This is a genomic window from Actinacidiphila sp. bgisy160, assembly GCF_057707815.1.
In genome coordinates this window covers 1-12,397 of record NZ_JBYIQW010000095.1, presented here as the reverse complement: position 1 = coordinate 12,397, position 12,397 = coordinate 1, and the positions used below count along the sequence as shown (strand labels likewise).

The 12,397-nt window shown below is 66.8% G+C and carries 10 protein-coding genes and 2 pseudogenes; 8 read left to right on the top strand and 4 right to left on the bottom strand.

The genetic code is table 11. From position 1 onward, the window contains the following. Position 1: 1 nt before the first annotated feature. Positions 2–241 carry a hypothetical protein gene (locus AC3EUJ_RS36215; RefSeq protein WP_431969115.1) on the bottom strand — a complete coding sequence of 80 codons (240 nt, stop codon included), beginning with the start codon at positions 239–241 and terminating at the stop codon, positions 2–4. A 100-nt stretch (positions 242–341) separates the two neighbouring features. Here AC3EUJ_RS36215 and AC3EUJ_RS36210 point away from each other — a divergent pair, with 100 nt between their 5' ends. The 3 genes and pseudogenes from AC3EUJ_RS36210 to AC3EUJ_RS36200 all read left to right on the top strand — a co-directional run. After that, on the top strand, positions 342–3,257 hold the full coding sequence (locus AC3EUJ_RS36210) for a tetratricopeptide repeat protein (protein WP_431969114.1): 2,916 nt from the start codon (positions 342–344) through the stop codon (positions 3,255–3,257). A 122-nt stretch (positions 3,258–3,379) separates the two neighbouring features. After that, positions 3,380–3,616, top strand: a complete 237-nt coding sequence (locus tag AC3EUJ_RS36205) for a transposase (RefSeq protein ID WP_431969113.1) — start codon at positions 3,380–3,382, stop codon at positions 3,614–3,616. Next, positions 3,580–3,828 (top strand): annotated as a pseudogene (locus AC3EUJ_RS36200) (transposase); the annotation flags it as partial. The gene AC3EUJ_RS36205 and the pseudogene AC3EUJ_RS36200, both read left to right, overlap by 37 nt. 324 nt (positions 3,829–4,152) lie before the next feature. Here AC3EUJ_RS36200 and AC3EUJ_RS36195 read toward each other — a convergent pair. After that, entirely contained in the window at positions 4,153–4,305 is a 153-nt protein-coding gene (locus tag AC3EUJ_RS36195) for a hypothetical protein (protein WP_431969111.1), read from the bottom strand. A 141-nt stretch (positions 4,306–4,446) separates the two neighbouring features. Between AC3EUJ_RS36195 and AC3EUJ_RS36190 the strand changes: the two genes are divergently transcribed. Then, the gene (locus AC3EUJ_RS36190) at positions 4,447–5,457 is read left to right on the top strand and encodes a helix-turn-helix domain-containing protein (RefSeq protein ID WP_431969109.1); all 1,011 of its coding nucleotides are present in this window, start codon (positions 4,447–4,449) and stop codon (positions 5,455–5,457) included. Between the two features lie 137 nt (positions 5,458–5,594). On the opposite strand, the pseudogene AC3EUJ_RS36185 reads toward AC3EUJ_RS36190, so the two are convergent. Continuing rightward, positions 5,595–5,777: pseudogene (locus tag AC3EUJ_RS36185) on the bottom strand (exopolyphosphatase); the annotation flags it as partial. Positions 5,778–5,849: 72 nt separating this feature from the next. After that, complete coding sequence (locus AC3EUJ_RS36180; RefSeq protein ID WP_431969107.1) at positions 5,850–7,319, bottom strand: NF041680 family putative transposase; 1,470 nt, start codon at positions 7,317–7,319, stop codon at positions 5,850–5,852. Between the two features lie 386 nt (positions 7,320–7,705). On the opposite strand from AC3EUJ_RS36180, the gene AC3EUJ_RS36175 reads away from it, so the two are divergent. From AC3EUJ_RS36175 to AC3EUJ_RS36160, 4 genes are all read left to right on the top strand, one after another. Then, positions 7,706–9,271 (top strand): purple acid phosphatase family protein, encoded by a 1,566-nt coding sequence (locus AC3EUJ_RS36175; protein WP_431969105.1) that lies wholly within the window; start codon positions 7,706–7,708, stop codon positions 9,269–9,271. A gap of 890 nt (positions 9,272–10,161) precedes the next feature. Continuing rightward, entirely contained in the window at positions 10,162–10,614 is a 453-nt protein-coding gene (locus AC3EUJ_RS36170) for a MerR family transcriptional regulator (RefSeq protein ID WP_431969103.1), read from the top strand. A gap of 14 nt (positions 10,615–10,628) precedes the next feature. After that, on the top strand, positions 10,629–11,705 hold the full coding sequence (locus tag AC3EUJ_RS36165; RefSeq protein WP_431969101.1) for an SDR family oxidoreductase: 1,077 nt from the start codon (positions 10,629–10,631) through the stop codon (positions 11,703–11,705). Between the two features lie 227 nt (positions 11,706–11,932). After that, positions 11,933–12,076 (top strand): hypothetical protein, encoded by a 144-nt coding sequence (locus AC3EUJ_RS36160; RefSeq protein WP_431969099.1) that lies wholly within the window; start codon positions 11,933–11,935, stop codon positions 12,074–12,076. The last annotated feature ends 321 nt before the right edge of the window (positions 12,077–12,397 follow it).

Genomic DNA, 12,397 nt, shown 5'->3' with positions numbered 1-12,397 from the left:
TCTACGATTCCAGGGGATTGACAGCTCCCATCCGGCGAGTCTCCCGCATCCGAGCGAGATCCCCGTCGACAGTCTCGGTCATGCGGCTGCGTAGCCAGGCCAGCGAGGCGATGCGGTAGCCGAAGACAACGAACTCGACTCGGTCGTGCCGGCTGAAGAAGTACTCGCCCTCATAATCAAGCACATACGGCCTCTCGTGTACGTCCTCACCGCTGTGCTCGTTGGTCTTCGTGTCCGTCACGACAGCCTCCGTCCCATCCTGCGCAACGGATAATGCTGCCATCCATGGGGGAGTCGGTAGGAGCGATTTTCTCCCATACTGGCTACCGGGGGTGGCGGGTATGGCAGAGCAGCGGTTGTCGCGGCAGGAGTTGATTCGGCGTCGGCGCCGGACCGGCTTCGTGGGCCGGCGAATGGAGATGAGCGCCTTCCGGGAGAATCTCGCGCGAGATCCGGAGGCTGACGATCACCAGTTCCTGTTCCACGTGCGCGGCAATGCCGGGGTGGGTAAGACCTCACTGGTGCGGCAGTGGGAGGCAGTCGCTCGCGAGCAAGGCGTGGTGACGGCGTACTTGGATGACACCGTGCACAGCGCGGTGGAAGCCATGGAAGCAGTCAGTGAGCGGATGGGCCGCCAGGGCATCGAGTTACGCAGGTTCGACAGGCTGCTGGCGACGTTGCGACAGCGCACGCATGAACTGCTCGGCGCGCAGGTGCCAGCGGCGGACGGGACCGCAGGACAGCCCGCTGAATCCTCGCCCGTGGGAGTCCTTGCTGCACAGGTCGGCCTGACAGGCTTGGGGATGGTGCCTGTCCTGGGGGCGCTCGCCGGGGCAGTTGATCCACAGCAGGTCGCCTTGGGTGCAGAACGGCTGCGGGCAGCTCTGACTGCCCGGTTGCGCTCTCATGACGATGCGCGGCTAGTCATGGAACCGGTGCGCACTCTGACGCCCGTCTTCCTCGAGGACTTGGCCGAGGGAGCGCGGCGGCGTCCACAGGTGGTGCTGTTCTTCGATGTGTACGAGCGGACGGGGCCGGTGCTGGACGAGTGGCTGCGCGACATTGCGTTCGGCGAGTCCTACGGTGTGCTCCCGGCCAATGTGCAGCTGGTCCTCTCCGGGCAGGGACGCCTGGATGCCCGGTGTTGGGGCGACTGGCTCGACCTGATCACCGAGGTGCCCTTGGAGGTATTCAGCGAGGGGGAGGCGCGGGCGCTGCTGGCGCAACAGGGCGTCACCGACGAGCGGGTCGTCGACGTCGTGCTGCAGTTGTCAGGGCGACTTCCGGTGCTGGTGCACACACTTGCGCAGGCTCGGCCCGATGCAGCAGAGACAGTGGGGGACCCGTCAGGAACGGCGGTGGAGCGGTTCTTGAAGTGGGAGTCGGATTCCGTGCGGCGTGAAGCCGCTCTGGCGTGTGCCTTGCCGCTGCAGTTCGACGAAGACGTCTACCGCGCGATCGCGCCGGCGGAGGCGGCCGAGCAGTTTGCTTGGGTGCGGCAGCTGGCTTTCGTCACCGACCACGCGGGGCGGTGTCGTTACCACGAGGTTGTTCGAGCCCCCATGCTGCGGCTGCAGCGCACCCAGTCGCCCACCCGGTGGCGTGTCGGGCACCTCTCCCTGGCGGAGGCTTTCGGTACTTGGCGGGAACGGCAGGAGGAGGGCGTGCTCGCCGAGGACTGCTGGGATGACGCAGAGTGGCGTGAATATCGGCTGAATGAGACATACCACCGCTTGTGTGTCAATCCGCGTTGGGCCTTGCCGGAAGCCCTGACAGAGATCGCCTATGCCTGCGAACAGGGGAGCGGCACGGTCCGGCGCTGGGTCCAGATGGTCCGGCAGGCTGGGATAGATGCCGCGGACGAGGGGCTCATAGTTTGGGGAGAGCGCCTGACGGTCACGTCCCAGGACGATGACTCGGCTGTCCTGGCCACTCTCGACGCTCTGCTCGGCCGTCCTGGACCGACCACCGCAGGACAGGTATACGCACGAATCGTCCGAGGGCGGCTACATCGCAATGCTGAGCGGTATGTGCTGGCTCTCGCCGACTTCACCACGGCGCTGGCCCAGGATCCCGAGCACCCCGACGCCTACGCAGGGCGAGCCCTGACGCACCAGCAGATGGGGAGTCTCGATCAGACCCTCACTGACTGGGGCCATGTCATCCGGATCCAGCCCGATTCCCCCTGGCCGTACGTGTCCCGCGGGCAGACCTACCTGGCAGCTGGCCGTCACGACGAAGCCCTCGCCGATTTCGGCCGGGCCATCGACCTCGACCCCGAACAGTTCTGGGCGCTCGCCGATCGCGCCTGGGTCTATCGCGCCAATGGCCGCCTCGAGGAAGCGCTAGCGGATTTGAATCGTGCGCTCAGCATCGATCCGGAGTACGCCTGGGCCTACTCGGAGCGGTCACGATGCCTCTCGCAGCTGGACCGTTGGGACGATGCGGTCCGTGACATGACGCGGGCAGCTGAACTGGACTCGAGCACCCCTTGGTATCGGGCACACCTCGCCGAACTCTTTCTCGATCTCGGGCGGCACGCAGAAGCCCTGACCGAGGTCGACCGGGCCTTGGCCGCCATGGACGACGAGACTGCCCCGCACACCCTGGCCTGGCCATATACAAGCCGCGCCTGGGCACTGCATGCACTCGGCCACGATGCCGAGGCATTGGCCGCCTTGGATCATGCGGTGACCCTCAACGACACGTTCGGACTGGCGTATGCCATGCGCGGATGGCTCATGTGGGAGGCAGGACGTCTGACCGAAGCCGATCGGGATTTCACCCATGCCCTGTCATTGGACGATGTGTGGCCCTGGTGCTTGGCAGGCCGCGGACTGGTGCACGTATACGAACAGCGGGACGAGGAGGCCGTCGACGACCTTGCGCGGGCCTTTACTATCCAGCTCGGCATCGCCGAAGCGGAACGAGATATCGCCCGGCCACTGGTTGAGCTGTTGCGGGAGCATTTGCCGAACAATCGCGCTCCCATCACCGCCGCCATCAGGCTCGGCGTGCTTCTCACCCACCAGCAGCAAAGGCCGGACCTGGCCAAGCAGATGGCCTCCGTGTTCGCCTTGCGCCCCAGCCCGCGCCTGATAACAGGCAGTCTCCGCCTGTTGCGCCGCGCCGTCGCCGCTATGGACGACCAGCTCACGATTGGAGACAACAAGCGGGCCGCTTGGTCCCGCAAGCTGCTCTCTCCCATCCTGAGGGTCCTGGACCACCTTACCGGCGGGTCGCGCACCACGGCGTAGCGCGTTGTGATTCATACTTGCTCAGCGCCGCATACGGGGCCCGCTCGTAGACAGTGAAGATCAGTGAAGTGCCGGGAACTGTACAAAGAACGGTGTAACTCCTGATCAAGGAAGAACACCTGATGAGCGACGTGACTGCCTCTGTTGAGGCGGTCGAAGAGGTCCGGCCGGTCGAGCTGTCGGCGGACGTGTTGGATGAGCAGTTGATCGGGCAGCTGGTCGACCGGGCCCGCGCGAGGGGACTGCAGTTGACCGGCGAGGGCGGGCTTCTGCAGCAGCTGACCAAGCGGCTGCTGGAGTCGGCCTCGGTGCCGGCAGTGGGAACTCCCGCAACGGGGTGCGTGCCAAGACCGTGCTGACCGACCTCGGCCCGGTCGAGATCGCGGTGCCACGGGACCGAGAGGGCAGCTTCGAGCCGCAGATCGTCAAGAAGCACCAGCGGCGTCTGACCGGCGTGGACGAGATGGTGCTGTCGCTGTCCGCGCGGGGGCTGACGCACGGAGACATCTCCGCCCACCTGGCCGAGGTCTACGGCGCGAGTGTGTCCAAGCAGACCATCTCCACGATTACCGGGCCTTTACCCCGGATCTTGGACACACGAGACACTGGATCCTGAGGATCTGAGAACGGACATCTCGTGGCCAGCGAGCGCGAGGCCCAGCTCGATGCGTTCCGCTGGCTACACCGCTACAACACCCGACGCCGTCACTCCCGCCTCGGACACCGCAGCCCGATCGCCTACGAAGCAGCGTCCCGGACAACATCAACTACGCTGACACCAGCCGCATAACTTGTGTCCAGGATTCGGGGTCAAGGCCCGGCAGTGGCCAGGCGACTTCGTGGGGTGGGCGTGTCACGACCGCCTCCGGATCCCGCTCAGATGGAAAGACCCTGCTCAGGTGATGCTCCAGGCGATGCCGTCGGGCGCGTCGAGGGCGATCTCGACTTCCTGACGGCTCAGCCATCCGCCGCCCGGCACCGAACAATCGGCCCGATACAACACGCCACGGCCCGGCCCCTCGCCGTTCGGCTCAGGGGCGTTCTGCAACGCCGCCCCCGGCCCGCAAAAGTACTAACGGAATACATGCTTAAAATTCAGCAAAACCGTTAAGAACGGAGCATTTGCCGCAGTACGGTGGGAATCTGCCGTCCAACGCAGGCTCCGCGACCGGTTCAGGAGGAAGCCGGCATGGCAGATGAACTTGACGTAGCGTCGCTGACTCCCGGTGCTCGAGCGGATGCTATCCGTGAACTCTCGGGGTTCGTCGTCAACGGCCGCGCAGAGGTGGACCTTCCGTCGGATCCGAATCGCCAGCGGGCTCACGCGACCACCAGCGCGCTCGGGTCTGTGAAAGTCTCGGAGATCGGCTGGAACGTGACCCGCATCCGGCGCACTGATGCCCCGGCGGACGGGGACATGGTGCCGCAGATTCTCGTCTCCATCCGGGAAGCAGGGGTCTCCCAGTTCCACCAGGCGGGCAGGCACGGACTGATAAAGGCCGGGGATCTCATGGTGCTCGACAATGCGAAGCCCTACGAGGTTTTGTTCCACGGCCCAGTACGTGGAGTTCTAGTGAGCGTTCCCACGCACATCCTGGGGCTGCGGCCGTCCCTGCTCGATCAGATCACGGCTGGTCCGATCAGTTCGGAGCGACCGGCCGTGGGCGCCACAGCAGCGTTCTTCACCCGACTGGCTCGTCATCGGGGCGCTGCCGGTAAAGCCGATACCGCCCTGTTCACGGAGCCCAGTGTCGACCTGATCAGGGCTGTGGTCACCATGGTCCTGTACGGGGACGACCTGGCCAGAACACACTGGAACAGCACACTTCTTGAGCGTGTTCAGGAATACGTGCGCCTCCATTTGGCAGACCCCGATCTGACTGCCGAGCGTATCGCAGCCGAGCACGACGTTTCCGTACGCTGGCTCTACCTGACTCTGTCCCGAGCGGGAATCACCCTTGGTGAATGGATCAGGACGCAGCGCCTCGAAGAATGCAGGAGGGAACTGGCGTCGCCACTACATCAGTTCATGACGATCGAGGCCATCGCCCACCGGTGGGGGTTCGCCAGCGCACCCCACTTCAGTCGCGTCTTCAAGACGGCGTACGGCGTGAGCCCCCGCGACTTTCGGTTGGGTCAGAGTGGGCTTTCACCGGAAACAGAACATCCCCGGCAGAGCGCTTTGGACGGACCACCCTGACCGTACCGGGCCCACCTGGAAGGCGAACCGGAGCCGCCCCGCGCCCCGCTCGGAACGTTCGACTGTGAGCGGGGCAGACGACAGGGCCCCCGCCGGTTGCCGATCCGGCGGGGCCCTGTTCTGTGCGTTGCCGCAGGTCAGCCCTTGCGCTTATCCCGCTCGACGTCCTCTGCCGCTTTGTGGGCGATGCCGTCGAGGATGTCGTGCTCGGAGACCACGACCTCCCGGGCGCCCGTGCGCTCCATGATCCGCAGCAGTACCAGGGCCCTGGCGCCGATCACGTCGACCCGGCCCGGGTGCATCACCGGGATCGCCGCACGCCGCAATCTCACCCGGGGCCGCCTTCACCTACCTCACCGCGTGGATGGTCCGCCCCCCTTGCCCGGGGCAGGTCACCAGCCGGCGATGCGGGGCCAGCGCGCTTGGATCACCGGGGCGGGCTCCGTGTCCTTGCTGCTGTCGACGACGTGGTAGCCGTGGTGCTGTCTGGCGCGGTGCTTGTTCTTCGATCCGGGTGGCCTGGCGTGTCCGGGACGGGACGGTTTCGGTGCGGCCGCCGGGCGGGTCGTGGTCGCGCGGATGTTGCGAAACCCCCGCCGTACTCGGGCGGGGGTGAGGCGGCGTGGTGCGGCGGGACGTTCCCAGGGCCGCCGTAGGTCCTCGGCGAGGGGTCGGGCGAGGCGGAGTTGGGTGTGGGCGGCGATGATGAGCCAGGTCCACAGGTCGGCGCTGTCGGCGTGGCGGACCTTGGGGGCGGTCCAGCCGAGGGTTTGTTTCATGAGCCGGAAGGTGTGCTCGAGGTCGAAGCGGCGGAGGAAGGCCTGCCACCAGCGGTCGACGTCCGCCGGCGTGGCGGCGGTGGCCGAGCACCACAGCCAGACCGGTTTCGGGTCGCGGTTGCCTGGTAGGTGCTCGACCTTCAGGCGAATCAATGTGCCGTGGAGGATGGGGAGTTCGTCTTCTGCGTGGTTCAGCCAGGGACCGCGGTGGGTGAGTCTGGGGTGCATGCGGTCCCAGGCTCTTGCCTCGACTTTGCCGTAGCGGGTGGTGTCCGTGACGGTGATGACGTCGGGTTCGTGCCAGGTGTCGGGCTTGGCGAAGGTGAGGACGCCGCCGTGCCGGCGGGGCCGCCCGCCCCTTGGTCCCGAGCGGGCGGGGCCCGGGTCGCGGAGCATCACGCGATCCGAGCGCAGCCGGCCGACCAGCACGACGGGCAGGTCTGCCAGGGCGTGGGAGAGGTAGGTGACGTCGTAGCCGGAGTCCATCACGATCAAGATGTCAGGATCACCTGGCTGCCAGTGCCGGACTTGTGTCAACCGCTGGACGGTGCCGCGTAGTTGGGCGGCGGTGACGGCGGTCGCGTCGTCTATCGGCCCCAGGCGAACGGCGTCCAGCAACGCGACCCACGAGGTCCGGCCCGTCTCCAGGGCGGCGACGAAAGAGTACGGCCACCCCGGCACGAACTGATCCTTCTTGCGGTCACCGCGTCCGTAGACGTGGCAGAACAGCCGGTCGTCGCTGGTGGGGGCATCAGGACGCAGCCAGTTGCTGACGTCCACGGCCAGCACGATCCGCCCGTCGGCCGCCTTCGGCAGCGGCAGGCCGGCCAGCGTACGCCGCAACCGCGCCGGCTCCAGCCAGCCCCGGTCCAACGCGGTATACAAGGCGCCGTGCCCCCGTCGATGCTCGACCGCCAGCGACAGCTCGACCAGGGTCTTCACCGGCCCGTCTGTACACAGCACCGCGTCGGTCAGCTCGAAGAGCGCATCGGCACGGCTGTACAAGCAGTCGTAGAAGTCGACACGAAAGCGGGACAACACGTCCAACGCTGCGCCCGCGGGCGCGTCGGCGAGGAGACTCATGGGGAGCGGCCGTTCTCTCGTGCTTCGTGACTCGACATCTCGAAGGGTGGAGAACGGCCGCCCCCATTGTCCCGGGAGAAGCGCAGATCAGCAGGTCGGGCGACCTGCGAGGTTAAACGTCAAGCTTAGCCAGGACAGGGCCAGCCGCCGGGAATGTCCGTCCGTTGCGGTGATCGCCATCTGCCGTTCATACCTGTCTCACCGCTCCGGTCGACCGTGCTTCCTAGCGTCCGTGAGGGCGCGCACTGCTGACCTGCCGCAGCCCGCTGTCAGGTTCGGAGCGCTGCTGTCCGGTCGATGTGCGACTGCACCCGACGACGCGAAAGGCCCCTGGAATGTCGGAAGAACCCAAGCAAACCAGAATCTCTCGTCGCAACGCGCTGGGCTTGTTCGGCGCGACAGTGTCCGGCGCCGCCGCCGGGCCGCTGGTCCTCGGCGCCGGAACTGCCGAGGCGGTCCCGGCGAAGTCGGAGATCACCGGTCTCACCACCGGATCGCCCACCACCCCAGTCCAGGGCCTGCACCTGACCTTCGGCGCCGACCCACGCAGCCAGATGGTCGTCTCGTGGGTCACCGACGCGGCCGTCAAGAACCCTCGGGTCGTTTACGGCACGCTGAGTGGCGGCTTCGGTTCCACAGTGCACGCGACGACGAAGACCTACGTGGACGGCACCTCTGGGCGGACCGTCTGGGTCCATCACGCGCTGATCAGCAAGCTCAAGGCCGACACCGACTACCTGTACGCGGCCCAGCACGACGGCGCCACCCCCGACGCCGGCACCTTCCACACGGCGCCGTCCGGCCGGGCTCCGTTCACCTTCACCAGCTTCGGCGACCAGGGTGCGCCCAGTGTGACGTGGAAGACCGGAGCGAACCCGGCCGACGCCTCGGGCCGGGACTTCGAGCCCAACGCCACCCCCGCCGCCGCCGACATCGTCACCGGCGTCGAGAAGGTCGGCCCGCTGTTCCACCTCCTCAACGGTGACCTCTGCTACGCCAATACCGGGCCCGACCGCATTCGCGTCTGGCGCGACTTCCTCACCAACAACAGCCGCTCGGCACGATTCCGTCCGTGGATGCCGTGCGCGGGCAACCATGAGATCGAGCTGGCCAACGGCAAGCTCGGCCTCGACGCGTACCAGACCTACTTCGAGCTGCCCTCGACCGAGACCCAGCCCGAGCTCGACAACCTCTGGTACTCCTTCACGGTCGGCGGGGTGAAGGTGATCGCCCTGCAGAACGACGACGTCGCCCTGCAGGAGGGCGGCGACATCTACATCAACGGCTACTCCGGCGGTCGGCAGCTCGCCTGGCTGGAGAAGGAGCTCAAGTCGGGACGGGCTTCGAAGGACATCGACTGGATCGTGGTCTGCATGCACCAGGTGATGATCAGCTCGGCGACCGCCGCGAACGGCCCTGACGTCGCGCTGCGCGCGGCGTACGGCCCGCTGTTCGACAAGTACGGTGTCGACCTGGTGGTCTGTGGCCACGAGCACGACTACGAGCGCTCGTTGGCGGTGCGTGGCGTCGTTCCCGGCAGCGTCACCCTCACACCCAACCCGAGTCAGACCGCACTCGATGTGATCGACAGCGCGCACGGCACGACGCACATGGTCCTCGGCGGTGGCGGCGTGTCCGGCATCACCAACAACAGCTTCACCACCGACGACGCCGATGGTCACGGGCATCACTCGGCGTACGTCCAGATGGAGCGCGTCGGCAAGTACAACTCGGTCAAGGAGAAGGAGACGGCGGTCTGGATCGGCGTCCGTGACGCGGAGCACCCCTACGGCTTCGCCGAGTTCGCCGTCGACCCGGGCCGTCACCCCGGTGACATGACCCGCATCCACGTCACCTACTACAACATCCTCACGCCCACCGGTGAGCTGTCGGTCTTCGAGAAGTTCACGCTCCAACGCCGTCGTAGTGACGGCGGCCACGGCCAGCACTGACCCACCGCGACTAGCAGCAAAGTCGGCAACGCCTGGGGCCAGGACGACGTCCCGCCCCAGGCGTTGCCGGCCAGGACCTGCCCGCTTCTCCGCCTCGATGAACGGGTGCACCGTCACTGGGTCTCCTTGGCGAGGAAGGCCGTGGCCCGCTTGCATCCGGCGGGCTCGGCCGGCCGCCGGGTACACGGCGCAGTCTGACAGCACCGCGACTTGGTGCTGGCGGGTGGTGCTGGCGAGCACTGGTGAGTGTCCACCGGGTTGCGGAGATGATCGCGGCGTGGATGTCGGGACAGGCGGCTCGCTGCGGCCCATGGCCCTTCCGAGGTCGCCGACCCCCGTCATGAGAGCTGCCGGTGTCGCCCTTGACCGTCGTCCTGATGGCGGATCTGCACAAGGGCGACGCGGAGAGCGCGATGAACCGATGAGCAGTCGACGGCGCAGGCGCCCCGCTTGCGGCCCGGCATTCCCGCGTGCTTGGACTGGGTATCGGTGATCACGTGGGGTGGGTCCTGCCATCGGCGGGCTCTCCCTTACCTGACAGCACAGGAGTTCCTGGATCCGCTGGGTCGAGTACGTCCTTGCCGCCGACCGGGCCGGCAGGCCATGGGAAGACAGAGCCACGGACAGCCCGACCGGTTCTGGTGGAAGATCGATCGCGACCGCACTACCCGAGCCTGCTTCCAGGCCGTGATCATCGGCTCGGTCAATGCCCACTGCTCATGTGATCAATCGCTCGAACACGGTCGTCGTTCCATGCCCCGGCATCAGCATGGTGAAGGGTCGGCCCGGACGAGATCACGAGCCAGAGAAGACCGGACTTTCTCGGCATGTAGCACATCTCACACTTGGGCGCTTGACCTCAAGCGCTTCAAGTGTCGGAGGCTTCTTGCATGTCAGTAGCAATCCGAGAGCCAGTGGGTCTGACCATTCAGGAGATGGCACGACGGTCGGGTTTCAGTGAGCCCACGTTGCGCTACTACGAAAAGATCGGCCTGCTGGGAGCGGTCGCGCGGGACGACTCCAGCGGTCATCGCCGGTATGAGCCGGCAACCGTGGCCCGCGTCGAGGCGCTGTCCTGCCTGCGTTCGGCGGGGGTGACGGTCAGCGGGATGCGCCGTTACCTGGACCTGCTCGCCTGTGGAGATTCCGCAGCGGACGATCTGCGGGACCTGTTCGCCGCTCAGGCAGAAAGGCTGGCGGCCGACATCGAGCAGATGCGGCTGCGTTTGGCGTATCTGCGCGGCAAAGCGGATATGTGGGACGCCCGCGCCCGCGGTGACGCCCCCGCCGAGAACCGCGCGGTCGAAGAGGTCACGCGCCTACTGGAACACTTCACCCACTGAAGGACTGAAGCACCATGAGCATGGCAAACACCGTCTCCATCCCCGAGAACGCGACGGTACTGGTCACCGGTGGCAGCGGCTTCGTCGGCAGCCACACGATCGAAAGGCTGCTCCGGGAAGGTCACCGCGTGCGGGCGACGGTCCGGGGGGCCCAGCAGGAGGCCCAGACGCTGGGGGCGCTCCAGCAGGCCGGTGTGGATCCGGCGGGCCGGCTGGAGTTCGCCGTCGCCGAACTCAGTGCCGATGACGGCTGGGCACAGGCCATGGACGGTGTCACCCACGTCCTCCACCACGCCTCGCCCTTCCCGGTCGCTCCGCCCGAGACGGAGGACGAGATCGTCCTGCCTGCCCGTGACGGTGCCCTGCGAGTCATCACCGCGGCCCGCAGCGCCGGTATCCCGCGGGTCGTCATGACATCCTCCTACGCCGCGATCGGGTACACGATGACACCCGACGATCACTACACGGAGGAGAACTGGACCGACCCGGAAACCCCGGGCCTGCCCGCTTACCACAAGTCGAAGATCGTGGCCGAGACGGCGGCGTGGGACTACGTCCGCACCCACGGAGACATCGAGCTCGTGGTGATCAACCCCACCGGCATCTTCGGCCCCCAGCTGTTGGACCGGCCCTCCGGCTCGATCGGCCTGATCAAGGCCATGCTGAATGGACACATGCCTGTGGTGCCGGTGATGCACTTCGGCGTCGTCGACGTGCGCGACGTCGTGGACCTGCACCTGCGCGCGATGCTGCACCCGAGGGCCGCGGGCGAGCGTTTCATCGCAACCAAGGAATCATCCAGCCTCTTCGGCTTGGCGAACATCCTGCGGGAGCACTTCCCCGCCTTCGCCGAAAAACTGCCTGCGAAGGAGCTGACCATTGAGGAGGTGCGCGAGGCGGCGAAGACCGAGCCCGCGCTGCGGGAGGCCGCGGTGCTGGCGGGCCGGATCCCCGTCATCAGCAACGACAAGGCACGATCGATGCTGGGCTGGGAGCCCAGGGAGATCACCGACACCATCACGGCGACCGCAGGTGCGCTGATCGAGCTGGACGCCGTCAGCCTGTCCGATCACGGCAGCCCCCGACCGTGACCGACCCCGAGGAACGCGGCCCCCGTGCCACGGGGGCCGCGGCACGCGGGAACCCGCGACCTCTGTGAGGCGTGACGCCGACGCTTCTGTCGAACTGGTTTTGCCACGGCGCGGCGTGGCGGGCAGTTTGCGGGTGGGCACCTGCGCGCGGGTGCCGATGATCCGCTGGACAAGGCCACGGCCAACGCCTTCGCGGCGATGCTGAAGCCGTCGGTATCCAGCTCGACATGAAGAAGGCCGACGAGGCGGACTTCGCGAAGATCCTCAGCGAGCGAGACTTCGACCTCTTCCTGTCAGGCAACCGTTCGACGGACCCCTTCGGCGCCCGTATCTCTACCAGTTCCACGGCACGGACAGCGACTCCAAGCTGACCGACGCCGGAACGCCTGAGCTCGACAAGGAGATCCACGCCGCGGCCCGGATCTCCGACCCCCTCCAACAGACCGCCCGAGCCAACGCCATTGAGCGCAAGGAACTGGCGCAGTACGCCTTCCTGCCCCTGTTCAGCGGGCCTTCCATCTACGGCGTCAAGAAGGGTCTGGCCAACGTCGGCGCCACCATTTTCGGCACTCCCCTGCCCGAGACCGTGGGCTGGGAGAAGTAGCCGTCCGTTCAGTGGCGGTGCGGGATTTTGCCGCCTTGTGCCGGTGGGCTGCTCGCGGTGGCGGGCAACGGCAGGGTCGGGCTCCCTA